This window comes from Flavisolibacter ginsenosidimutans (genome assembly GCF_007970805.1).
GTDB classification, from domain to species: Bacteria; Bacteroidota; Bacteroidia; order Chitinophagales; family Chitinophagaceae; genus Flavisolibacter; species Flavisolibacter ginsenosidimutans.
The window spans coordinates 1,877,982-1,900,414 of sequence record NZ_CP042433.1; the positions used below are offsets into that span (position 1 = coordinate 1,877,982).

Annotated in this window: 22 protein-coding genes; 5 read left to right on the top strand and 17 right to left on the bottom strand. The window is 46.6% G+C overall.

The features are described from left to right. Window positions 1–219: 219 nt before the first annotated feature. Together rpsT and FSB75_RS07675 are read left to right on the top strand one after the other, a co-directional pair. A complete protein-coding gene (rpsT, locus tag FSB75_RS07670) occupies window positions 220–477 on the top strand; it encodes a 30S ribosomal protein S20 (RefSeq protein WP_146785118.1) in 258 nt (85 codons plus the stop codon). Window positions 478–565: 88 nt separating this feature from the next. Continuing rightward, the gene (locus FSB75_RS07675; protein WP_146785121.1) at window positions 566–2,293 is read left to right on the top strand and encodes a M14 family metallopeptidase; all 1,728 of its coding nucleotides are present in this window, start codon (window positions 566–568) and stop codon (window positions 2,291–2,293) included. Between the two features lie 68 nt (window positions 2,294–2,361). Here the strand turns inward: FSB75_RS07675 and FSB75_RS07680 are convergent, their stop codons facing one another. Beyond that, a complete protein-coding gene (locus tag FSB75_RS07680; protein WP_146785123.1) occupies window positions 2,362–2,733 on the bottom strand; it encodes a DUF805 domain-containing protein in 372 nt (123 codons plus the stop codon). 64 nt (window positions 2,734–2,797) lie between these two features. After that, window positions 2,798–3,664 (bottom strand): hypothetical protein, encoded by an 867-nt coding sequence (locus FSB75_RS07685; protein WP_146785125.1) that lies wholly within the window; start codon window positions 3,662–3,664, stop codon window positions 2,798–2,800. A 137-nt stretch (window positions 3,665–3,801) separates the two neighbouring features. Here FSB75_RS07685 and FSB75_RS21790 point away from each other — a divergent pair, with 137 nt between their 5' ends. Continuing rightward, the gene (locus FSB75_RS21790) at window positions 3,802–3,966 is read left to right on the top strand and encodes a hypothetical protein (RefSeq protein WP_172623093.1); all 165 of its coding nucleotides are present in this window, start codon (window positions 3,802–3,804) and stop codon (window positions 3,964–3,966) included. Here the strand turns inward: FSB75_RS21790 and FSB75_RS07690 are convergent. The 7 genes from FSB75_RS07690 to clpB all read right to left on the bottom strand — a co-directional run bounded on the left by FSB75_RS07690 (window position 3,960) and on the right by clpB (window position 10,284). Beyond that, window positions 3,960–4,409: a response regulator gene (locus FSB75_RS07690; protein ID WP_146785127.1), complete on the bottom strand. Its 450-nt coding sequence runs from the start codon at window positions 4,407–4,409 to the stop codon at window positions 3,960–3,962. The two genes, FSB75_RS21790 and FSB75_RS07690, sit on opposite strands and share 7 nt — an antisense overlap. 70 nt (window positions 4,410–4,479) lie before the next feature. Next, window positions 4,480–4,758 carry a hypothetical protein gene (locus tag FSB75_RS07695; protein ID WP_146785129.1) on the bottom strand — a complete coding sequence of 93 codons (279 nt, stop codon included), beginning with the start codon at window positions 4,756–4,758 and terminating at the stop codon, window positions 4,480–4,482. A gap of 224 nt (window positions 4,759–4,982) precedes the next feature. Next, window positions 4,983–5,273: an isoamylase early set domain-containing protein gene (locus FSB75_RS07700; protein WP_146785131.1), complete on the bottom strand. Its 291-nt coding sequence runs from the start codon at window positions 5,271–5,273 to the stop codon at window positions 4,983–4,985. Window positions 5,274–5,434: 161 nt separating this feature from the next. After that, window positions 5,435–5,752 carry a DUF4157 domain-containing protein gene (locus tag FSB75_RS07705; RefSeq protein ID WP_146785133.1) on the bottom strand — a complete coding sequence of 106 codons (318 nt, stop codon included), beginning with the start codon at window positions 5,750–5,752 and terminating at the stop codon, window positions 5,435–5,437. A 15-nt stretch (window positions 5,753–5,767) separates the two neighbouring features. After that, window positions 5,768–6,646 carry an alpha/beta fold hydrolase gene (locus tag FSB75_RS07710; protein ID WP_146785135.1) on the bottom strand — a complete coding sequence of 293 codons (879 nt, stop codon included), beginning with the start codon at window positions 6,644–6,646 and terminating at the stop codon, window positions 5,768–5,770. A gap of 53 nt (window positions 6,647–6,699) precedes the next feature. After that, a complete protein-coding gene (locus tag FSB75_RS07715; RefSeq protein WP_146785136.1) occupies window positions 6,700–7,566 on the bottom strand; it encodes a YitT family protein in 867 nt (288 codons plus the stop codon). Between the two features lie 102 nt (window positions 7,567–7,668). Next, window positions 7,669–10,284: an ATP-dependent chaperone ClpB gene (gene clpB, locus FSB75_RS07720; protein ID WP_146785137.1), complete on the bottom strand. Its 2,616-nt coding sequence runs from the start codon at window positions 10,282–10,284 to the stop codon at window positions 7,669–7,671. A 108-nt stretch (window positions 10,285–10,392) separates the two neighbouring features. On the opposite strand from clpB, the gene FSB75_RS07725 reads away from it, so the two are divergent. Then, entirely contained in the window at window positions 10,393–11,481 is a 1,089-nt protein-coding gene (locus FSB75_RS07725; protein ID WP_172623094.1) for a serine hydrolase domain-containing protein, read from the top strand. Further along, window positions 11,468–12,472, top strand: a complete 1,005-nt coding sequence (queG, locus tag FSB75_RS07730; protein ID WP_227990838.1) for a tRNA epoxyqueuosine(34) reductase QueG — start codon at window positions 11,468–11,470, stop codon at window positions 12,470–12,472. Before FSB75_RS07725 ends, queG begins: the two co-directional genes overlap by 14 nt. On the opposite strand, the gene FSB75_RS07735 is transcribed toward queG, so the two are convergent. The 8 genes from FSB75_RS07735 to FSB75_RS07770 form a co-directional block, all read right to left on the bottom strand. Then, window positions 12,461–13,024: a hypothetical protein gene (locus FSB75_RS07735; RefSeq protein WP_146785139.1), complete on the bottom strand. Its 564-nt coding sequence runs from the start codon at window positions 13,022–13,024 to the stop codon at window positions 12,461–12,463. The two genes, queG and FSB75_RS07735, sit on opposite strands and share 12 nt — an antisense overlap. A gap of 3 nt (window positions 13,025–13,027) precedes the next feature. Continuing rightward, window positions 13,028–14,293, bottom strand: a complete 1,266-nt coding sequence (locus FSB75_RS07740; protein ID WP_146785142.1) for an LVIVD repeat-containing protein — start codon at window positions 14,291–14,293, stop codon at window positions 13,028–13,030. 69 nt (window positions 14,294–14,362) lie between these two features. Beyond that, window positions 14,363–15,739: a hypothetical protein gene (locus tag FSB75_RS07745; RefSeq protein ID WP_146785144.1), complete on the bottom strand. Its 1,377-nt coding sequence runs from the start codon at window positions 15,737–15,739 to the stop codon at window positions 14,363–14,365. Beyond that, window positions 15,729–16,286 carry an RNA polymerase sigma factor gene (locus tag FSB75_RS07750; RefSeq protein WP_146785146.1) on the bottom strand — a complete coding sequence of 186 codons (558 nt, stop codon included), beginning with the start codon at window positions 16,284–16,286 and terminating at the stop codon, window positions 15,729–15,731. Before FSB75_RS07750 ends, FSB75_RS07745 begins: the two co-directional genes overlap by 11 nt. 82 nt (window positions 16,287–16,368) lie before the next feature. Continuing rightward, complete coding sequence (locus FSB75_RS07755) at window positions 16,369–17,163, bottom strand: hypothetical protein (RefSeq protein WP_146785148.1); 795 nt, start codon at window positions 17,161–17,163, stop codon at window positions 16,369–16,371. Window positions 17,164–17,235: 72 nt separating this feature from the next. Beyond that, window positions 17,236–18,513, bottom strand: a complete 1,278-nt coding sequence (locus tag FSB75_RS07760; RefSeq protein WP_146785150.1) for a RagB/SusD family nutrient uptake outer membrane protein — start codon at window positions 18,511–18,513, stop codon at window positions 17,236–17,238. A 30-nt stretch (window positions 18,514–18,543) separates the two neighbouring features. Continuing rightward, complete coding sequence (locus FSB75_RS07765; protein WP_146785153.1) at window positions 18,544–21,669, bottom strand: SusC/RagA family TonB-linked outer membrane protein; 3,126 nt, start codon at window positions 21,667–21,669, stop codon at window positions 18,544–18,546. 141 nt (window positions 21,670–21,810) lie between these two features. Further along, complete coding sequence (locus tag FSB75_RS07770; RefSeq protein ID WP_146785157.1) at window positions 21,811–22,272, bottom strand: hypothetical protein; 462 nt, start codon at window positions 22,270–22,272, stop codon at window positions 21,811–21,813. Window positions 22,273–22,433 lie beyond the last annotated feature (161 nt).

Below are 22,433 nucleotides of genomic sequence, written 5' to 3' on the forward strand. Positions count from 1 at the left end.
AGGCAGTCAAGCGTGCAAAGCCGGAAGCCAGATGTTCAAAGTTCATGAGCAAAAGCAGACGGAATTTTTTCTTGTCAAAGCAAGGTTGTGCAAGTTTTAATTCGGGCATAATATCTTGCGTTCTACTCCTTTTTCCCAATAATCCTTTAAAATCCCAAAAATCATGGTACTCTTTTGATTTGTTTCCCCTACATTTGCCCTCCGAAATTTAAAACGAACATGGCGAATCATAAGGCAACAAAAAAAGACGTACGGCAAGCGGCCAAACGCCGGGAACGTAACCGTTACGCAGGCAAAACTACCCGTAACGCTATCCGTGATTTTAAGGCAGTAACCGATGCCAACGCTGCCGGTGGGCAACTCCCCGAAGTCGCTTCAATGATTGATAAACTGGCGAAGAAGGGCGTTATCCACAAAAACAAAGCGGCTAACCTGAAAAGCAAGTTGGCGAAGAAAGTAAACGCACTGGCGAAATAAATCATCCGCATAAAAATTTTAAAAGCATTCCGGTTATCGGGATGCTTTTTCGTTTTGTAGCCGACCGTCGTTCCGCTTACATTCGCTCATGCGAAATATTTTTCTTCTTCTTTTTCTCTTTTCTTCCTTTTTTTCTCTTAGCCAAAAACACATAACGCAATTTGAAATTTCCGGCGGAACCGAATCGCCAACGTATGAAAAGGCAATTCAATGGTGGAAGGAATTTGCGGCTTCGTCGCCACAGGTAAAGATGACCGAAATGGGCCCGACCGATGCCGGCTACCCTCTTCATTTGATCCTTGTTTCGAGCGAAAAAGACTTTGACATCAAAGCCATCAAAGCAAAAAAGAAAACCATCATTCTTGTCAACAACGGCATTCATCCCGGTGAACCAGACGGCATTGACGCAAGTATGTTGCTGGCAAGAGACATTGCGCAAAACAAAATCAAATTGCCTTCTTCTGTTGTACTTGCCATCATTCCTGTTTACAACATCGGCGGCGCTTTAAACAGAAGCGCTAACTACCGCATTGATCAAAACGGACCGCAAGAAAAAGGCTTTCGCGGCAACGCAGAAAACCTTGACCTCAACCGCGACTTCATCAAGATGGATTCAAAGAATGCAATGTCGTTTGCCAAAATTTTTACCCTGCTTGATCCCGATATTTTTATTGACAACCACGTGAGCAACGGCGCCGATTACCAGCACGTGATGACGCTGCTGGTTTCGCAACACAACAAACTTGGCGGCGCAATGGGTGAATACATGAACAAAATTTTCGAACCTTCACTCTACCCAATGATGAAACAAAAAGGCTATGATTTAATTCCCTACGTCAATCACTTTGGCGAACCCGTTGACAAGGGCTGGCCGGAGTTTTACGACAGTCCGCGCTACGGCAGCGGTTACGGCACGCTTTGGAACACGTTTTCCTTTGTACCCGAAACACACATGCTGAAACCGTACAAGCAACGCGTAGCAGCAACAAAGGCCTTGATGCAATGCTTCATTCAATTTGCTGCGGAACACGGAAAAGAAATTATTGCCCTGCGTGAGCAAACCAGAAAAGAACAGCAAACGCAAAGCAGCTTTCCGCTTGCGTGGAAGTGGGATAAATCAAAATCAACAACGATAACCTTTAAAGGTTTTGAAGCCGGCCAAAAGCCCAGCGAAGTTTCGGGTTTGCCGAGATTGTATTACGACCGCAGCAAACCTTACGAAAAAAAGATTCCGTTTTACAACACTTACGTTGACACGCTGCAAGTGCAGAAGCCTTTGGCTTACGTCATTCCGCAAGGTTGGTGGAAGGTGATTGAACGCTTGCAGGCAAACGGCATTCAGATGAAACGACTGTCGAAGGATACGGTAATCGAAGTTGAATCGTACCGCATTGAAAATTACACATCGGGTCTGCGGCCGTACGAGGGCCACCATCTTAATCGCGATATAAACGTTTCTAAAGAAGTGAAGAACGTTTCATTCCGCAAGGGCGATTATTACATTCCAACGTCGCAACGCGGTACACGTTTTCTCATTGAAACACTGGAGCCACAAGGCGAAGACAGCTATTTTGCCTGGAACTTTTTTGATCCGGTTCTCGGGCAAAAAGAAGGCTTTTCGGATTATGCCTTTGAGGACATCGCCGCCACGTTTTTACAAACGCACCCCGATGTAAAGCAAAAGCTGGAAGAAAGAAAAAAGAGCGATGCTGCGTTTGCGAAGAGTGCTTATGCGCAGCTTGATTTTGTGTACCGCAATTCTCCTTATTACGAACCGGTACACAATCAGTATCCAGTTTTTCGCGTGATGCGTTGACAACTGCTCTTAACCAACATACAAAAGACCGGTTTGTAAACCGGTCTTTTGTATATCATTCTGCCTGATTAAAAATTGCTTTGTTCTTGTTCAAACGAAAACGCGGTTTCGTTACCAATGCCTTTGGGGTTTGGGCCATACTCATTTATACCCGGTTTGCTCTCGGCAAAAAGAAGCCAGAAACCGTAAAACGGTATGAACATAAACCAACCGCTGTTACCTAAATCATGTGAACGTTTTGCACCTTGCGCCAACATAAACCACAGAACAGGTATAACAATAAAAAAAGCCAGGACACCACGCAGGTTTTCACTGCGCTGCGGTACCAATTCATTAACAGCAACAGAAAAAAACATGGCAATAAAAAGGTAAATCACGAAGGATAAAACGTATTCCTTGCGACGTATACGGCCATTAAAAGAAAAAGGAGATTTAAACATGCAATTAGTTTTTGGGTGATGCAATGAAAGCTAAAATAGCAATTCACAGCAACTGTGCAAGTCTCTAATTGCGTTTGTAGAAATAAAGTTTTTGCGTGCTGCCAAAACCCAATTCACTTAACGTAAAATAACCGTTGTTGGCAGCGCTGAAGCAAACCGCTTCGCCTTGTGGCTCGAAGGTGTAAGGCAGGTTAATGTAGCTTTTTTGAAGGGCCGCTTCCTTCTTCTCTCCCGCTGCTACGGAATAATAATAAAGCCCGGGATAGGTTTTTACAATGATCTCTTTTTCATCGGCAGAAAGCGCTGCGCTTACAACGCCATTGTAAGGCAGGAGGCCTACAAATTCCGCTGCGTTCATTGAGGACGTTGAAAGCGGCGCCGTTAGTTTGTAAATGCGCGAAGGATTATCCCGCTTGGTAATGATGTAAATATTTTTTGTGGAAGGCTCAACAAAAAAAGCTTCGGCGTCATGCGAGCCATCAGGATAACGAAAGCGGATGGTTTCAATGCTTTGCACCGTGTCAACATTCATCGAAGGCTCGGGGAATTTGTAGAAAGCATAATCGGGATATGCTGCGTTGTTGTCGCCAATTTCGCCTACGTAAATATCGTTGCCGCAGAGCGTCATGTCTTCCCAATCACGGTTGGTGATGCCTTTCAGAAAAACGGTTTTCTTCACTTTCCCATCATGCCCCAAAAGATAAAGTTGCGTTGGATTGCCGCTGTCATCTTCCACCCACAAAAAACCTGCATTGGCTTTGCTGTCGGCTATGCCGGAGGCTTCATTAATTATGGGCTGCACAGGAACCGCGGCCGGAATGCTGTCGAACAAAGGCTTGGTAACGACAGGCTGGTTCGGTTCCTTTTGACAGCAGCATAAAGCGTTCGTCAAAAGCAAAAGGAAGCCTGTTAAATGAAGAAAGCGAAACACTGGATAATTTTTAGCGTACAAGACTAATGCAACTGCTTTCAAAATAAATTCATTTTGCCAAGATTGCAGCAGAAGCGCTACAAATAATTGCGGATAAATTGTCTTTGCTTTTATTTTCGGCAAGCTAAATTTACTTCATGCGCATTGCGGCTGTTCTGTACATCCTTCTTTCGGTGGGTGCCAATTTCTTAATCGGCAACCGCTTAACCTTTTTATTGGCAGCGCTGTCCTTTCCCGTTTTAGTATGGCTGTTGCTGAGCAAAAGACAACAAACGGGCAGCAATCAAACACCGCGTCAATAACCGCGTTGCTTTTTTATTTTTTCCTTTAATTCATTGGTGCAGTGATCAATTAACTGGTCGAGAAGAAAGCGCACCTGCGCACCGTATAACGGTTTGGTAACAAAACCCGCATTGTAAGATCGGGCAAAGGCCGATTCTGAAGGAAGCGTGGAGGTTGTAAACAAAACAATGGGCACCTCGTTGTATTCTTCGGTGCCGCGCAAGCGGCGAAGCGTTTGCTTTCCGTCGAGGCCGTGCATGTTTACATCAAGAATAATAAGACATGGCTTGGGTTGCAGTGGACCAAGATGCTGAAGATAGGAAAGCAATTCGCTGCCTTCTTCAAAAGTCACCAATTCAACAATGGAGGAAAATTCATCGAAGGCTTCTTTTACGAGTTCGCGGTCATCGGTATCATCATCGGCATAAAGCACGAGGCTTTTAGGCGGTAGCGATTTAGTCATGGCTTGGTGGCTTGTAAATACAAATATGAGAAATGATTAAGAACAGCGAAAAATTATCTGTTCACATCTCTTATTTACGTCCCTCGTTCCCGTCCAAATCGCGTACGTTGATCTGATCAATGTAAGGCTGAAGAATGTCGGCGTTGTCTGTAGCCACGGTATGGTCAACGTGCCGGCGGTAATGTTTGTAGAAAACTTCCACGTAAAAGCCATAGAGCTGAAAAAGCACGACGGTTTGTTTGCCCGGTTTTCGTTTGCCGATGTAAACGCCGTCGCGGTGAAGAATTTCAAACTGCTGGTCTTCTTCCAATTCGATGTATTCAGCCAGGCCAATCGCTTTTTTCGTCATAAGGTTAAAGTGCAAATGTCTAAACTCCTTTTTACAAAAACAATGGTTCAGACCGTAAGACCCGGATTCAGTTGAAAACAAAGCCGTCTCGTTTCGACAAGGCGTAAGACAAGCCGCGCAAAGCTTTTACGTATGCACAACGTACCAGACAACAGAGAATCTTTCGCAATTAAAAGCGGAAAGACCTCTGCTGTCTTTAAGAGAATAAAATTTTCAGGCTGTAATTACAGAACGATAACGCTGTTGCTGGAGCCAAAACCATTGGGTTGTTCGCTGTCGGCATCGGGTTCGTTTATCCACTCTGTTTCGTTAACCAGGTATTTAAACTCGTGCTGGCTTTCTTTGGGAAGAGAAATTTCTGCGGTGAAGCTGCCGTCTTTTTTCTTGCTCATGGAGATAAGTGTCTCCCAGTTTCCGTTCAAACCCGCAATGGCAACGGTTTCGGCGTTCTCAGGCTTCAGCGTGAATTTTACTTTGCAGTAATCTTTTGTCTTGAAATATGTTTTCGAGATCATTTGAGGATAGTTTGCCTTTAATACAGCTTACGAAAAAAAGTAACCCATGATTTTTTTTCGTTGCCACATTGTCAGCAAGTTCTTGTGGGGCGCAGCTTTAGATGTGGCAATAAAAAAAATAAAAACATGTCCGCAATGCAAAAATGACTGCTTAAAAATCTTCATATAAATCTAACGCCATCCAAATCAGCAGGCCCTGCTTCGGCTTCTCTTGCTTCAATTTCAAAACGATTGTTAACGTAGCCCTTGCGGCGGTGTTCAAGCAAATAAAGGACGGCGAAGCGCAGGAAACCGTAGTGCTTAAATTGCCGCACGTGTTCCAATTCGTGCATCACCCAGGCGGGATCGCTTAAAAACTCCTCACGGCTTACGTTCCAAAGATGAACGGTGCGGCCAAGCACGGCGGCCATTGTTTGCGATCCCAAATTTTTTGCCGCCAGCCTCGCAAACCACGAACGTTCTTTAATTTTTACTTCCATCCGACGAGGTGAATCTTAAAAGAACCGTCCTTGCTTTTCCAGCTTCCGGTAAGGCCGGTTAAAAAAATCATCAATCTTTTGGTTGAACTCGTCTTTGTAAACCAGCGGCGTGGAGTGGCCGGAGTTGGGAAGAATCCACAAATATGAATTCGGAATGTTTTGCGCAATGAGCAAGGTATGCTCGGGCTTAATTACGTCGTGGTCGCCGCCGATCACAAGCGTTGGAACGGAAATCGTGTGCAACGACTCCAGCGAAATGTGTGGTTCTTCAATCAACAATCGCATCAGTTTCCAATTGTTTTTTTGTTGTGCGTTTTTGTTTTGGTTATTCTTTAGTGATAAATATTCCGGCATAACCAGGTCTTCAACATCTTGAAAAACGGCCGTTGTATCCGGCCAGAGATTGGCGCCGGTTACAGCCAGTTTTTTCACTTTTTGCGGATGACGGATGGAAAGCAACAAACCGTTGATGCCGCCGTCGCTCCAGCCAATGACAAAGGCCGAATCTATTTTCATTGCGTCCAGCAAAGCCGCATAATCATCGGCCATCATTTCATAAGAAAGCGAATCGCCGGTGTCGGTTGATTTGCCCTGTGCACGGCTGTCGGCCACAATGACTTTATACTTTTTGCTGAAATAAGGAATCTGGTTTACAAAGTTGTCGATGGAGCCGCCGTTGCCGTGAATGATTAGAAGCGGTTGTCCTTGTCCGTAGGTCTCGGCGTACATGTTAAAGCCACGAAGGTTGTAAAATCTGCCTGCGGCTTTGTTAGCGCCGTAAGGAATGCCGCTGTTGTTTTTGGTGAGTTTTTTAAATTCTGCGTCAATGTTCTCTTGTGCGGTAGCATGAAGCAAGCAAAAAGAAAAAGAAAAGAGGAAGAAGAACTTTTTCATGGCGATGGTTTGATGAAACTAAAGTTAAGTTTCGCACTGCAAAAAATGAAGGCTTAATGCAAAGGCATCTTCTTTATCATGCCGCCGTGCATATCGTTTATGCTGTGTTGAACGGTGAAAGCATTTTCGTCAATCTGGTTGATGATATTTTGCAAGCGGCCAATCTCTAAACGAGTTACCACGGTAAAGATGATTTCGTTTTCACTGTTTGTCTCGCCTCGCTTTCCGTAACCGCCCTGGCCCTTGTAAACCGTTACTCCCCGGCGCAATTGGTCCGCGATGGCTGCTTTTATTTCATCGCTCCGTTCCGAGACAATGGTAACACCGGTGTATTCTTCCAGACCGTGCAACAAAAAGTCAATGGTCTTTGCCGCGGCGAAATAGGTAACGATTGAATACGACGCCGGTTCTACACCGAGAAAGAAAATGGCCGTACCAAAGATGATGACGTTGAGAATTAAAATAACGTCTGAAACTTTTAAAGCACCGCTGTTTTTGCTCACCAATAAAGCTGCGATTTCCGTTCCGTCGAGCACCGCACCGCCACGCATGGCAAGGCCAATGCCGAGACCAATAAAGAAGCCGCCGAACAAAGCGGTAAGCAATTTATCCGGAGTAATATCGGGATAAGGAATGAAAGCAAGACAAAGCGCCAAACCCAAAATAGCAAGTGAGGTTTTGAGCGCAAACTTCCAGCCCAATTGAAAATAACCCAGCACGATGAACGGAAGGTTTATGAGCGGCACCATGAGATAAAGCGGCCAGCCGAAAATATTGTTCAACAACATGGAAATGCCTGTTACGCCTCCGTCAATAAAATGGCTCGACAAAAGATAGCCTTTGATGCCCATGCCCGCAGCAAGAATGCCGAGAAGAATGAGAACGATGTTTTTGGTTTCAACGATTGCTTTTCTGCGCATGCGCCTAAGGTACAGACGAAGACAATAGACATAATGAAGACAAGATTGTAAAAATGAAAAGCCTTGCATTTCCGCAAGGCTTTCAACATCAATCATGTATTTTTATACGTGTTGCTCCACCTCATTCCGAAACACGACTACGCCGTCAAATACGTCCACCAACACCGGATGCGATTTGTCCACCGCACCACCAAGAATCTTCTTGCTCAATCCGTTCACAATCTCTTTTTGAATTAACCGCTTCAACGGTCGTGCGCCAAACTGCGGATCAAATCCGTTCTCGGCCAGGTAATCAACCAAATAATCCGAAAACTCCAATTGAATGCCGCTTTGTGCAACCAATTCTTTCAAATTCTCCAATTGTATTTTGATGATGCCGCGAATCTCGGTCTTCATCAGCGGCTGAAAGAGAATGATCTCGTCCACGCGGTTTAAAAACTCCGGCCGAATGGTTTCTTTCAATCGGTTCATCACCTGCACTTTCGTGCTTTCTACAATTTGTTCTTTGTTGCGCTCCGTCACATCGGCGAAATTTTCCTGAATGATGTCGCTGCCCATGTTGGAGGTCATGATGATGATGGTGTTCTTAAAGTTTACCACACGGCCTTTGTTGTCAGTCAGGCGGCCGTCGTCAAGCACCTGCAGCATGATGTTCCAAACATCGGGGTGTGCTTTTTCAATTTCATCAAGCAACACAACCTGGTAAGGCTTGCGGCGAACGGCTTCCGTTAACTGACCGCCTTCCTCGTAGCCCACATATCCCGGAGGCGCTCCTACCAGTCTCGAAACGGTATGCTTCTCTTGATATTCGCTCATGTCGATGCGGGTCATCATGTGCTCGTCATCGAACAAATAATCCGCTAAAGCTTTTGCTAGTTCTGTTTTACCCACGCCGGTCGTACCGAGGAAGATGAAAGAACCAATCGGCTTCTTCGGGTCATTTAATCCTGCGCGGCTGCGACGAATGGCGTCGGCAATGGCTGTAATGGCTTCGTCTTGTCCCACCACACGCTTGTGCAATTCATCTTCAAGATTCAACAGTTTTTCGCGTTCGCTTTGCAGCATCTTGCTCACCGGAATGCCCGTTGCTTTGGCTACGCTTTCGGCAATGTCTTCCGCGTCCACTTCTTCTTTCATCAGGCGTTTGCTGTGGCTGCTCAATTCGTTCAATTCGCCTTGCAGCTTTGCAATGATTTCTTCCTGCTCTTTTATTTTGCCGTACCGTATCTCGGCTACTTTTCCATAGTTGCCTTCGCGTTCGGCTCCATCGGCTTCCTGCTTCAATCCTTCAATGCCTGCCTTTGCCGATTGAATTTTTTCTACGAGTTCTTTTTCCTCCTGCCACTTTGCTTTTAAGGTATCGCGTTCAACGGCAAGGTTTGCCAGGGTTGTGTTGAGGTCTTTTAATTTGTCCTCATCATTCTCGCGTTTGATGGCTTCGCGTTCAATTTCCAATTGACGAATTTGCCGTTCGAGTTTGTCCAATTCTTCCGGCATTGAATTCATTTCGAGGCGAAGCTTGGCCGCGCTTTCATCAATGAGGTCAATGGCTTTGTCGGGCAGGAAACGGTCGGTAATGTAGCGCACCGAAAGTTCTACCGCCGCGATAATCGCTTCGTCCTTGATGCGAACGTGGTGGTGCGTTTCGTAACGGTCTTTCAAACCGCGAAGGATTGAAATTGCATCTTCGATTGAAGGCTCTTCAATCATTACTTTTTGAAAGCGTCGTTCGAGTGCTTTGTCTTTCTCAAAATATTTTTGATACTCGTTGAGCGTTGTTGCGCCCACGGCTCTTAGTTCACCGCGAGCCAATGCGGGTTTTAAAATGTTCGCCGCATCCATCGCGCCTTCGCCACCACCCGCGCCAACAAGCGTGTGTATCTCGTCAATGAAGAGAATAATTTCTCCTTCCGAAGTCGCCACCTCTTTTACCACGCCTTTCAAGCGTTCTTCAAACTCGCCTTTGTATTTAGCGCCTGCAATCAACTGGCCCATGTCAAGCGCATAAATAATTTTTGATTTTAGGTTTTCGGGTACGTCGCCGTTCACAATGCGCATGGCAAGGCCTTCCGCAATTGCGGTTTTACCCACACCGGGTTCACCCACAAGAATCGGGTTGTTCTTGCTTCTGCGCGACAAGATGTGAAGCGTTCTTCTGATCTCTTCGTCGCGGCCAATCACCGGATCAAGTTTGCCTTGCCTTGCCAGTTCGTTCAAATTCTTTGCGTACTTGTTTAGGGCGTTGAATTGCGTTTCCTGCGTTTGTGAAGTAACGGTTGAGCCTTTGCGTAAATCTTTGATGGCCGCTACCAAACCTTTCTCGGTAAGGCCGGCATCTTTTAACAGCGATGCCGTGTTGTCATTGCCTTGAACGAGGCCAAGTAAAAGACTTTCAGGTGTTACAAACTCGTCGCTGAAGCCTTTCAGCGAAGCGTTTGCTTTCAACACTACGTTGTTGGCATCGCGGCTGATGTTCTGCGCCGGTTCCGTACCGCTGATTTTTGGCAAGCGGGAGATTTGTGCGTCTAGCTTTGTTTCAAGCTGCTGCACGTTCACGCCGTTTTTCTTTAGAAGAAAATCAACGGGCGAATCTTCCTGAACCAGCAGGGCTTTCAAAATGTGTTCGGTTTCGATGTTGCTGTTGGAATGGTTAAACGCAACCTGTTGCGCTTGCTGAATAACCTCCGCCGCTTTAATGGTGAAGTTGTTCAAATTCATATATCGTATTTTGAAAATTTTGAGTTAGAAATTCTGTTTGCTGTATCAGATTTGAGACAGATATTCGTTAGGTATCAAATACAGTTCCATCCATCATCTTCCGTAATTATGTCACAACGAGCCGTTTTAAACTGCCTGAAATTCAGTCTGGTAGCGACTTTGCTGCTAATTCTTCAGCCCGTCTTTTCACAAACAAAAAAATCCACAGCACCTTCGCTGTTCCCCGATTTGGAAAGTGCCATCGAACCGCGCAGAAAAGATTTGGGCGGCGACCTGATGGTTTACGTTGCCAATCGCGATACCGTCGTTTATCAAAAAGCTTTCGGCGACGTCAACAACCGCACACAGGCGCCTGCGGGTGCAGCAAGCACCTGGTTCACCACAGCCCTGGTTTTACAATTGGTGGACGAAGGCAAGATTTCACTTGACGATAAAGTGACACAATATCTTCCAGTGTACGGTAGCTATTACAAAAGTTACATCACCGTCCGGCATTGCCTTACCAACACGACGGGCATAAAAGCCGAACCGTTCAAAACGGCAAACGTGCACGAAATGGCCAGGTTTGCTTCGCTGGAAGAAGAAGTAGCAAACTATGCAAAAATTGACATTGCGGCCAACGCAGGCGATGCTTACAATTACAACGGCATGGGTACAAACATTGCCGCACGCATCGTTGAAATCGTGACGAAGAAAAAGTTTGAACAACTGATGCGGCAGCGCATTTTTACCCCGCTCGGCATGCGCAACAGCACCTTTGCTTCCGATGACGGCAGTGCGCCAAATCCGGCCTTTGGTGCAAAAACAACGGCGGCCGATTTCATTCGCTTTTTGCAGATGATTTTAAACAACGGAGTCTTTGCCGGCAAACAAATTCTCAGCGAAAAAGCCGTTGCCGAGATGCGCAAAATTCAGGTTGAATCTTCGCGCATGAATGGCGTATCGAAGGCTTTTGCAGGCTTGGAACAAACACTCGGCGTTTGGGCCATTGAGGGTAGTGAAAAGGTTGGTGCGAGTGCAAGCGCTTTGGTTTATCCAAGTTTAACGGGTGTTTGGCCAATGGTTGATTTTAGCCGTGGTTATGCTTTTGTATTGTTGCCGAAAACCTTTACCGGCGAGCAGAATTCAAATGTGTATATGGGTTTGAAGCAAGTGTTTGACGAGAAGTGGAAAGGCAGAAAAAATGATGCCCGGTAAACCTTTTCACGCTTCACAAAAATTTAGCGATGCAACTTTGCGGCGTCTTTCCGCTTCTTATAAACCGATGGTGACCGCAACACATACACGGCTTCTTAAAACACTGGCAAAGCAATTTGGCTTTGATTACTGCGGCATCGCCAAAGCACAGGTTTTGGACGAAGATGCGCGGCGATTGGAAGCCTGGCTGAACAAGGGCCTCCACGGCAAGATGCGATACATGGAAAATTATTTTGACCTGCGCACCGATCCATCCAAACTGGTGCCCGGTGCAAAATCGGTCATCACGCTGTTGAAAAATTATTACCCTTCGGAAAGGCTCAACGGCGATTTAAAAATTTCAAAATACGCATACGGGCAAGATTATCATGACGTCATCCGGGCCTCATTAAAAGCAATGATGCACGAAGCCCAAGAGAAAATTGGTGCATTCAGCGGAAGAGGATTTGTAGATTCGGCGCCGGTGCTGGAACGCAGTTGGGCGCAACGCAGCGGTCTTGGTTGGATTGGCAGGAACGGCAATTTAATCACCAAAGAAAGCGGTTCGTTTTATTTCATTGCTACGTTGATTACGGATCTGGAACTTGAATACGACGATCCTCTTGCCAAAGATTTTTGCGGCTCCTGCCGAAGGTGCATCGAAGCCTGTCCTACAGAAGCCATCGGCGAAGACAAAGTCATCAACGGCAGCCAATGCATTTCGTATTTTACCATTGAACTGAAAGATGAAATCATTCCCGAAGAAATGAAAGGGAAATTTCAAAACTGGATGTTTGGCTGCGATGCCTGCCAGGACGTTTGCCCCTGGAACCGCTTCAGCAAACCGCACAGCGAAGCGGCCTTCTCTCCTCTTCCCGAAATTTTAAACCTCTCGACAAAAGAATGGGAAGAACTAAGCGAAGAAACGTTTCGTAAAATTTTTAAACACTCTCCGCTTAGCCGCAGCAAACACAAAGGCATTCAGCGCAACGTAAAATTTTTAAAAGCGTAAACCGGTTGTCAACGACAAACGCCGAAAACCGTAGTTGATTTTTTCGCTGTACTCCGGGCACGGCGCTACCAGGCATTCGTAACGTTGTGTAATCTCTTCGCGAAATTCTTTGAATGAATAACCTGCGGCAAAGAACAAGGCAATTTGTTTTGAGGCCGGCACTTGGTAACCGATTCCTGCCCCGTAATAAACACCGCCGTTGGCTTTCGTTGTGTTCCACCACGAATTGTTTACGTTCTTCAGCCACGGAAAATGATAGCCGCCGTTGAGGTAAACAAAAGGCGTTTGCGCACGGTTGAAAATTTTCTTTTCTACGTTCAGGTAAAGCGGAATGCTTCGCACGCCATAATAGTCCAAACCCGTTCCAATGGAAGTCGCCCAGGTTTTTGTCTTCACGCCAATCGTTGCGCCAATTTGTAAAGAGCCGCCTTGCTGACCTTCCGTTGCTCCGGCAAAGACCGAACCAGCGAAGGGCAATGCTTTGTGCTGCGCAAATGATACGCAAGCCGTAAAGCAAAGAAGAAGCAGTAAAAGATTTTTGCCTTGCATCATGTATTATTTGCTGATGGAAAGTTTGCTGAGTTGTTTTGGATTTGCCGGATTGCTGTAATCAAATTGATAGAGGCCTTCTCTTGCCACTACAACAGCCAGTTTGTTTATTGCAATCACGTCATAGGCTTCCAATCCATTGATTTGTTTTATTAATTGCAGGCTTGCAGGCGAAGAAGCTTCGTATAATTTCAACCCCGCCGTGCCATCGCAAACAAGCAACAGGTTGCCGTCCTTTGCCAGTCCATACGGATTGGACAATGGATAAGTCTTTTTCAGAGCAGGTCTTGAAAGATCGTTTACATCAAGCACGTCAAGTTCGTTAACGTTGGTGCTGTTACACATCGTGCCGCCACGCAACGTTACGTAAGCATATTGATTATCGGCAATCACAGGATCGCAAAATGTAAGGTGTGCAAAGCTTCCCTGCGCCGTTGGATTTGCCGGATCGTTCAAGCTGTAAATGAACATGCCCGTGCGTGAACCCATGAACAGTTTGTCCTGAAACGGATAAATGGTTTCAATGCCCCAGCCCATATTTTTAACGGCCGTTTGTTGCGGGCTTGACGGGTTGCTGATGTCGAGGCAATAAAGGCTTGACGAACCCACGGCATACAGGTAGTTGTTGACGATTGTAAACGAAGCCATGCTGCCGCCAACACCGGTTTGCGCCGGCGCCGCTGCCGAATACAAAAGCGAAGGGTTTGCGACCGCGCAAGAGGGGCAATTCACTTGTGCTTTCACAAGCATGTCGTAGGTCTGGCAATCCACGGTTGTATCACGTGTGTTGTAACCTACAACGACCTTGATTGAATCCGGATTGTTTGTAGCCGTCGAATTCCAGTAAACGTTTTTTTCTTTCATCACGTTGTTCAGAAATTTCACAGGTACCACGTTACTTGTATTTGAAATATCAAACACCACCATGTCGGAGTGGGAATCGGCATAGAGATAAGAGCCTTTCACGGCAAGGTTTACGTTACCCGGGATGTTGATGAAGCCCATGTTTTTGGGTGATGCGGGATTGCTGTTGTCAATGATGTGAATGCCTCTGCCAGTCTCGTTCAAAAAAATTGTGTTGCCAAACAGGTTTAGCTTGCCGGTTGCTTTTAACGGTTGCGGCGCGGTGCTGTGCATTTCGGCCCGCACTTGCGAAAGCGTTTTGAAGATGGGCGTTTGTAACGTGTAGGTGCGGCGGCAACTGTCTTTCATGCAGCTTTGTTGCATTAGCAAAACAAAGGCAGCAGCAAAGAGAAGCGGAAACTTTTTCATAACGCAATTGGTTTGAGTGAAAATCTTTTCGGGTGTTGACAAGTGTTTCACAACAAGCGTTGCACGCCGTTAAAAAATGACGGCTGTTTTTAAGCCAGCCGAGAACATGCGTGGTGTGCTGCTGGTGTTTTCTTTTTGCAGCTTCAACAAATTGTATTGAAAAAAAGGCCCGGTACGCAGCGAGGTTCTTCGCTTGCCAAAGAATTCTACCTGCACCGACGAGAAAACGGGAACCGCGTTGTGCAGATAGTTTTCTTTGTTTTGATAATAAAGATTGGAAGCACTACTGAACGTAAGCGCATTGGTGGAAAGCAGGCGGCCGTAAGCCGCGCCAACTGAAACGTACAAAGGCAGCCGAAGCGAGGGCCTGAACGAAAGACTGAACGGAATTTCGACAAAGTGAAAACGGGCCGTGTAATTGTTTGTACCGGTATTGGTATAAAAACCGTTTGCCACCAACTTATCTCCTGCAAATCGAACCAGCGTGTCGGCCTCTTTTTTATCGCCCAACTTCTGGTGAGTGGAAGCATAGGTGTATTGAACGCCTGCGGTTATTTCCCAACGTTCGCCTATTTTTTTTGCAACCGAAAAGCCCGTCGAAAAGAAAAGACCTTTGGTTACTTGCGAAGGCACGAACGCCAATCTGTTTGCCTGCGTTGGAGAAGAAGCATAACTGGCCGCAAGAAAATAATTTGCACTTCTTGCCTGCGTGGAATTACTCCAGCCTGTGCTTAACGAAAATTCTTTCCGCCATTTGTTGGCAGAAGCAATTTTCTTTTTCAGTACGGTGTCGGTTTTTGGTTGCGATTTATTCTCGTTCGTCTCCGGGCCCTTTGTTGCTGAATCAGTTTTGCCGGTAGATGAAGATTGCGTTGTTGCCTGCAAGTTCAAAGAATTTCTTGTCTCATTTTGTGCCCGGTCGTTGTTTCGCATTGTTTGTTTTTCACGCAAATCAACCGGGGCGTTTTCTTCTTTCCTGACGTTAGGCAATTGTGCCAAAAGCACGTTATTCTTTTGCGTTGGAGCAGAACTTATTTTCTGCAAGAAAGGTTGCTGAACTTTCGTTATAAAGCTTTTCTCACAGTAAAGAGCAACGGTGTTTGCGGCAATTTCTATCCCTGTTTTAAGCGAAGTATTTTTTTGTTGTTTAGCTATCAGGCTCTCTTTCTCATGCGGTGTTTGCTGCTCTGTTTTTTTCTTAGCAGTTAGACCGTGTGGTTCACCGGCCGCTTGTTTGCTTACGGAGTTTGCGTTGTTGCTTGAAGATTGATACAGCCACCAACCGCCGCCCAAGAGAAATCCTGCAAGCAGAAACCAGAAAATACCGCGACGTTTTTTCTTTTCAACTTTTATCTCAACTTCAATCCGCTCCCACACAGGCTCCGATGGCGTAAGCCTGAGCTCTTCCATTTTTTGCTGCACGTCTTTTTCAAAACTATTTTGCATAGGCGGTGGTTTTTTGTTGATTGGGCTTTTGTTCGATCCATTGAATGAGCAATGCCCTTGCTCTTGCGTACTGGCTTCGCGACGTGCCTTCCTGTATGCCCAGCATCTTCCCGATTTCAACGTGGTTGTAACCTTCTACCGCATACAAATTGAAAACGGTTTGATAACCGGCAGGCAGTTGGCGTATGAGGTCGGCCAGTTCTTTCGCTTCGATGTTTACTTGCGGCTGATGATTTGAAACCGCGTGCAGGTGTTCTTCGCCAAAAACCATCTCGGCGTTGTAGCGAATGTTCTTCTTCAAAAAATTGATGGCCGTTGTCACCATAATGCGGCGTATCCACGCTCCCAGTTCGCCTTCGCCCTTGTATTGCTGGAGGTTCCTGAACACTTTTACAAAGCCTTCCTGCAACACGTCTTCGGCGTCGGCAACGGATTTGGTATAACGGTAGCAAACGGCCAGCATGGACGCGGAAAAACGGTTGTACAACTCGCGTTGCGCAGCCGCTTTGTGTTTTAAACAGTCTTTTACCAGCCGGTAATCATCCATGCACAAACATTACACTGCCCTTGACAAGAGAAGAAGACAAAGCGTTGCAGCGGAAAAAATATTTTTGTTCGGACTTCGAACATCAAAGGCTCATGTTTTTCTTTTCGTTGGCAAGCAGTACAACAAAATCCTTCCAAATTTTACCGGCGTCTTTCCACGGATAATAGGTTGTAAATAATTGTTTAGTGGCCGCTAAGTTTTGTCCAAACGAAAAATAATAAACCGCCAGGTTGAGCGCTACTTCCTTGCGGCGGCCATCATCAAAGTCACCTTCCTTTACACCGCCGTCCCAACCGAGCTTTTTAACGTATTGCAGGTTCTTGTTTATTTTCTGCTTCAAGGCTTCGTTGCCTTGCACAACTTCTATCCTGCCGTTGCGGTAGCGGAGGTCAACAGATGTTACGTATTCTAAACCCGTTGGCTGGCCCTTCTTGTCTTCTTTTTCCAGGCCGCAGGCAAAGCAGGTGTAGAAGTAGCCGAAACCTTCGTGCACGTCAAAAACAAAAAGCGAATCGGAAACACAGGTATTGCCGGCAAAAAGTTTGGCCGTGAGTTCGTATTTATTAGGACCGATATTTTTGAAAAAATAAAGTTCGTCGCAACAATGGGCGCCGCCGCTGAAGTTGTGCAATACGAGTTCTTTGCTGCCATCTTTGTCCACGTCAATGAGGGCCATCTTTTCTTCCATGGCAATATAGTTTGCCTTGATAAAGCGGCTGAGCGTTTGTTCTTTTTTATTGGCGACAACGGTGATGGCGTTCGTGTTTTTGACGCGTGTGCCTTTTGCAAAAAATTTATCGTAGCAATCCTCTCCGTTTTGCGCAAAACAAAAAGTTGAAAGAAAAATCAAAGCAGCCGGCAACAGATTTTTTTTCATACAACAAAGTTTAACGAGTCGCGGTTTGGTGAAAATAAAAAGGTTGTCCGCGTGAACAACCTTTTTGAAAATTTAGAACGGCGGATCGGGAGGCGTGTTCGTGTTGTTGTCCCGCTCCTGAAACGGATAAGGCAAAAAGTTTCGTTTGCGTTCAGCGGTTGGCCGTCCAAAGCGCCGCATGTCTTCCAACTTTAATCCGCTCATGAAAAGCTCGATGCTGCGTTGCTTGTAGATCTGATCCAGGATTTGCTGCTGCGATAATGGACCCACCAATGGCGGCAAGCCTGCACCGACGCCAAACGGATCAGCGGACGGCTGCTTGGTTATCACTTTATTTAATTCAATCAATGCATTCGTCAAATCGTTTTGTCTTGCGTAAGCTTCAGCTTTAATCAGGGTTATTTCGCCGGGCAAATAAATCGGGAAAGGGGTTACGGTTCCCGAACCAAAGCCCGCAATCTTCGAGGCGTAAGCCGTGGTGGTATAAAAAGGCAAACGCTTGTCCGATGGATCGGGTTGCAAGCCGGCAGGCAAGCCAAGCGTGTTCACATCGCCAATGGCGTAAACGTTGTTGGTGGAGGTGGACGTTTCAAAAATCGGGTTCAGGTTCACAGTCGAAAAGTTGAACACCGATTTCTTAGTGAGGTCAACGGCATTGGCCGCAGTAAGGGCCTGTGCATAGTTGCCAACGAAAAGCGAGTAGCGGGCTTTCAACGCATACAAGGTGTTTACGATGTCAATGCCGGTGGGAATGTTTGCAAGAAAGGCAGCAGAAATGGCGTTTGCATTTACAGCACTCAAGGCAGCGTCTATGGCGGCAATTGCGCGGTTATAACCGTCTGTGCGATCGGCAAAGCTTACACCCGTTCCGGTTGACGTTGGAACCTTTTCCCAAAACATTGCCAGGTCGCCTAAGGCAAGGGCTTTGAAAATAGTCGTGTAGGCAATCAATCCGCTTGCATAGTTTTTGTCGCCCAAAGCTGCCGCGCCGCTCAACACTCTATCCGCATCGTACAAAATTTTATTGCTCGATGTCCACAAGCCGCCGAGCAAAGTATTGGTTCCGTCCACGCTTCCGCCGCCGGTTTGCAATTGCGCTTCGCCGGTGTTGCCAACGTTCAATACAATAAGTTCATTTGTCAGCAAGCCGTTTATGGCGGTGCGGTTGTAAAGCGAGCTGGCACGGCCTGCCGTGTAAACGCGTTGCAATCCAATGGCGACACCGGTAAGGCTTTGTGAAGAACCAAATACCTGCGCATCGGTAGCCGCGTTAGGATTTACGTAATCTTTTTTGCAGGCGGTTTGCGCAAGTAGGGTGAGCAGCATTCCGCAGTATATAATCCGTTTCATGTTTTTGTTTTAATTGGTAAGCGAATTGAATTAAAAACGAGCCGTAACGCCAAGCTTGTAAGTGCGGGGAATGGGCACGCCGCCAAAGTCAATGCCGCGCAGCAACGTGCTTTGCCCGCCTGCGTTTAATTCAGGATCGTAGCCTTTGTATTTGTCCCATGAAACCAGGTTGCGACCACTAAGACTGATGCTCAGATCTTCCAAAAATTTTACTTTGCCAATGGAATAGCTCACCGACACTTCGCGCAGTTTTACAAAAGAACCGTCGTCAACACGCCATTGTTCAACGGCGTAAATGCCGGCGATGTATCCACGCGGCACTTGTCCGAGGTCTTCCTGTTCGGCAACTTTTCCGTTGCCAACACCTTGTCTTGTTCTAAAGTCGGCGTTGAAAACATCCACGCCTTGCACAGCATCCAATTGAATGCGCAAGCCGAGTTCTTTGTAGGTCAGTTCATTCACCAAAGAGCCGGTCCATTTCGGATTTGGATCGCCAATAACCTTGCGAAGCGTGGTACCGGTTGGCTGGCCGTTGTTGTCACGTTGCGGTGTATAAAAGAAGGGACTGTTTGGATGAAGCGCATCGCCTTGAACGCCTTTTTCAATTTGCGGTATGCCGGTTGAACTCTTTACCTGATTGCCGCTGTTGTCAACGGCAAAGAACGTTCCGTAAAACACGCCAACGGGATAGCCTTGCAACAAAGCAACAGGAGCGCCGCCGTTGGTCGAATAAAGAATCAACGACTGACCAACGTTTGTAACCTTGTTCCGGTTGCGGTTAAAGATGGCCGTAGCATTCCAGCTAAAATTCTTTTTTGCAATCGGTTGTCCGTTTAAAACAACTTCAACGCCGGTATTTTCGAGAGAGCCGATGTTGTCGAGCAAACTGGAGAAACCGTTCGTTGGTGCAATCAATCGAGGGAACAACAAATCCTGTACTTTCTTTTTGTACCAGTTAAACTGAAGACCGAGGCGGCTTCCGAAGAAAGACATATCGGTACCAATCTCCAGTTCCTTTTGACGCTCGGGCTTTACGTTTTCGTTGGCAAGCTGCGTGCTTGAATTCAAAGCCGTGCGGGTTAAATATGCGTTCGAGGTGTAAACGTTTGTTCTGGCGTAAGCGCCAATGCCGGTAAGGTTTCCGCTTTCGCCGTAAGCTGCGCGAAGCTTGAAGGTGTTCCACCACGCCATGTTCTTTCGCCAGTATTCCGATTCGGAAACAATGTAGCTGCCGCTGGCTTTGTAATAAACCTGGTTGCGCTGGTCTTTGCCAAAGACGGATGAGCCGTCCACTCTGACCGCGCCGGTAATAAACAGGCGGTTTTGGTATTTAAAATTCTCTTGCGCATAAACACCCGAGATAGAAAGTTCGGAACGGTCGTCCACGCTTGGCAAGATTGTGCTGGCGCCCGTTACCGTTTGCACAAAAGGACTTAAGCCGCGCCCCTGTAAAAGAGCATAGTTGTTCTTCTCGTATTGCACCGAATAGCCTACTTGTGTGGTTGAGGCAAGATCGTTTGTAATGTTGAACTGATACGTTGCGTTCAGTTCATTGTTGATTTGAAAGAAATAATTGTTACCGGTGCTGGCATAACCGTTCAACGTTGGATCAAGCGTGGTGCCGCCGCCGTAAAAAGCAGTGTTCACGTTGTAAGCGAAAGGCGGCATAAAGGTGGTTCCATTTTGACCGTAATTGTCAATGCCGAGTGTGTAATCAAAAGTGAAGCCGGTAAAGGGTTTCAGTTTGGCGCCAAGGTTGGCGATGATGCGGTTGGTTTCGTTGCGTTGTTTAAAATCTTCAATGACCGAAACCGGGTTCACACGGCCTCTTTCGCCCACGGCTTGAACGTTGCCCAAGGCATCGCGTTGCTGTATGTTGTGAAAATTGCCGATGATGGTTACACTGTTCATGGGCGAGAAAAACGAATTGCCATCAGGCTTTTCATTGGCCGCGCTGTTGATGTAATTCAAACCCAAATTAAAACTGAACAAACGGCTGACCGTTTGATCGAAATTAGCGCGGAAGCTAAAGCGGCGATAATCGGTATTCTTAACGATGCCTTGATTGTAGAAGTAAGAACCCGAAAGATAATAGCGGCTTCTGTCTGTGCCTCCGCTCACCGAAACGTTATTGTCGGTGCCCACACCCGTGTGAAAAATATAGTCCTGGTAATCGTATCGTGTTACCGGTGTTGTATTCGTCAGGGTTGGTGTAAGAATGTCCTGGGTTTGCGCATTCGGGCCATCCGTAGGGCCGCCGAATTTCACCGGCGCACGGTTTACGTCTATTTTTTTCCGCAGCTCGTTTATCATTACCGAACTGCTGAACGAAACCCTCGGTGCGCCGCTGGTTCCTTTTTTGGTGAATATTTGAATGACGCCGGAATTGGCTCTTGAACCGTAAATGGCCGCAGCAGCCGCGCCGTTCAATACTTCAATGTGATCAATGTCGGCAGGGTTAATGTCCACCATCCTGTTTTGCCCAATGGTGCCGACAAAATTGCCGCCGTCGTAACTGCCTTGCGTATTGGTCACGCGGTTGGTAGCGTTGTTCACAATCACACCGTCAACAATGTACAGGGGCTCAGACGAACTGTTGATGGAACTAATGCCGCGCAATCGAACTGAAATTCCACCAGCCGGATCTCCGGAGTTTTGGATGATTTGCGCACCGGCTGTTTTGCCTTGCAGCGCAGCCAACACATTGCCCGTTGCGCCTTTACTTAATTCATCGGCTTTTACCGTACTGATATAGTTACCCAATTGCCGCCGCGTAGTGCCGGCCGAGGTACCGGTAACCACAACTTCATCCATCTTTAAAGCATCTTCTGCCAATTGCGCATTTACGGTGTACGCAGTTGCGTTGCCGACTTGCAGGCTTTGCGTTGTGGAGCGAAAACCGACACCGGAAAAAACAAGGCGGTACGTGCCCGGCTTCAGGTTTGCGTTCAGTTGGTAAGAGCCCTGGTCATCGGTGGTAACGCCAAAGGTTGTGTTTTGAACTTGTACCGAGATGTTTGGGAGGCCTGAGGTGCCATCAGAAGTTACGTGGCCGCTGATGCGCACTTGCGCCCAAAGTGATAAACTAAAAATTTGAACGAGGAGAAAGAGCAATACTCTCTTTGGCTTTGGCAAGCGTAAGGATAATTTTCCCATAACAAAGCAGGTTTTATTGTTTGAAATTTACGAACGACGCAGCGTTTACACAGAAGTGCGGATACAGGCGGGACAGATTAATTTACAGTTTCCAAGGTGAGCGATGAGTATCGAAAAGGTAAAGAAGGCTTTACCGGCAAGTTAATGCTGCATCAGTTTTTTCAGATTGGCCAACCCGGTTTCCATCATGGCGCCATAGGTTCTTTCGTAAAAGAGCGAACTGAATTTCTCCCATGGATACCAGCCCAGGCGGAAATCCATGTACCACTGTAAGGTTAAGGAGTCGGAAGAAGGCTTGCCGTAAACCTGCCATCCGTTGGTAACCGGCTTTCTTCCTTGTTTCTGCAAGGTATAAACAAATGTTGAATCGCTTTGTGAGGTGATAGTTTTTTGCAGACTGCGCATTTGAAGTGAAGCCGCCGAATCGCGGTAAGCCGGATGCCACAACGGCTCGTTTTTTAAGAGCGAAAAAATGCTGTCGCGTTGGTTTGGCAAATTGGTAGCCCGCGAGATGCGGATGCGCGAAGGAATAAGCAAAGAGATGAGCGTAACAATGATGAAAATGAAAACAAAACTGATCAACCCCAATTTGATGACACGCATGAACAACGGCTTTTAAACATCGTTACAAATTCTGCAATCCTTTGCAACAACGCGATTACGATTGGCAAAAATGAAGAAAGGCCTTCGAACGACGCAAAACTTTTTTTCTTCGGCAACAAAACATTTTTAACGGTGGATCAAAGACATTCAAACCGTCAAAA

What these genes read in the sequence shown, in the direction of transcription:
- FSB75_RS07705 (WP_146785133.1), bottom strand. Translation starts at nt 5,752, where the DNA reads ATGGAAGTAAAAATTAAAGAACGTTCGTGGTTTGCGAGGCTGGCGGCA.
- FSB75_RS07690 (WP_146785127.1), bottom strand. Translation starts at nt 4,409, where the DNA reads ATGACTAAATCGCTACCGCCTAAAAGCCTCGTGCTTTATGCCGATGAT.
- FSB75_RS07710 (WP_146785135.1), bottom strand. Translation starts at nt 6,646, where the DNA reads ATGAAAAAGTTCTTCTTCCTCTTTTCTTTTTCTTTTTGCTTGCTTCAT.
- FSB75_RS07745 (WP_146785144.1), bottom strand. Translation starts at nt 15,739, where the DNA reads ATGCAAAATAGTTTTGAAAAAGACGTGCAGCAAAAAATGGAAGAGCTC.
- clpB (WP_146785137.1), bottom strand. Translation starts at nt 10,284, where the DNA reads ATGAATTTGAACAACTTCACCATTAAAGCGGCGGAGGTTATTCAGCAA.
- queG (WP_227990838.1), top strand. Translation starts at nt 11,468, where the DNA reads ATGATGCCCGGTAAACCTTTTCACGCTTCACAAAAATTTAGCGATGCA.
- FSB75_RS07755 (WP_146785148.1), bottom strand. Translation starts at nt 17,163, where the DNA reads ATGAAAAAAAATCTGTTGCCGGCTGCTTTGATTTTTCTTTCAACTTTT.
- FSB75_RS07770 (WP_146785157.1), bottom strand. Translation starts at nt 22,272, where the DNA reads ATGCGTGTCATCAAATTGGGGTTGATCAGTTTTGTTTTCATTTTCATC.
- FSB75_RS07765 (WP_146785153.1), bottom strand. Translation starts at nt 21,669, where the DNA reads ATGGGAAAATTATCCTTACGCTTGCCAAAGCCAAAGAGAGTATTGCTC.
- rpsT (WP_146785118.1), top strand. Translation starts at nt 220, where the DNA reads ATGGCGAATCATAAGGCAACAAAAAAAGACGTACGGCAAGCGGCCAAA.
- FSB75_RS07695 (WP_146785129.1), bottom strand. Translation starts at nt 4,758, where the DNA reads ATGACGAAAAAAGCGATTGGCCTGGCTGAATACATCGAATTGGAAGAA.
- FSB75_RS07675 (WP_146785121.1), top strand. Translation starts at nt 566, where the DNA reads ATGCGAAATATTTTTCTTCTTCTTTTTCTCTTTTCTTCCTTTTTTTCT.
- FSB75_RS07735 (WP_146785139.1), bottom strand. Translation starts at nt 13,024, where the DNA reads ATGATGCAAGGCAAAAATCTTTTACTGCTTCTTCTTTGCTTTACGGCT.
- FSB75_RS07715 (WP_146785136.1), bottom strand. Translation starts at nt 7,566, where the DNA reads ATGCGCAGAAAAGCAATCGTTGAAACCAAAAACATCGTTCTCATTCTT.
- FSB75_RS21790 (WP_172623093.1), top strand. Translation starts at nt 3,802, where the DNA reads ATGCGCATTGCGGCTGTTCTGTACATCCTTCTTTCGGTGGGTGCCAAT.
- FSB75_RS07750 (WP_146785146.1), bottom strand. Translation starts at nt 16,286, where the DNA reads ATGGATGATTACCGGCTGGTAAAAGACTGTTTAAAACACAAAGCGGCT.
- FSB75_RS07760 (WP_146785150.1), bottom strand. Translation starts at nt 18,513, where the DNA reads ATGAAACGGATTATATACTGCGGAATGCTGCTCACCCTACTTGCGCAA.
- FSB75_RS07740 (WP_146785142.1), bottom strand. Translation starts at nt 14,293, where the DNA reads ATGAAAAAGTTTCCGCTTCTCTTTGCTGCTGCCTTTGTTTTGCTAATG.
- FSB75_RS07680 (WP_146785123.1), bottom strand. Translation starts at nt 2,733, where the DNA reads ATGTTTAAATCTCCTTTTTCTTTTAATGGCCGTATACGTCGCAAGGAA.
- FSB75_RS07700 (WP_146785131.1), bottom strand. Translation starts at nt 5,273, where the DNA reads ATGATCTCGAAAACATATTTCAAGACAAAAGATTACTGCAAAGTAAAA.
- FSB75_RS07725 (WP_172623094.1), top strand. Translation starts at nt 10,393, where the DNA reads ATGTCACAACGAGCCGTTTTAAACTGCCTGAAATTCAGTCTGGTAGCG.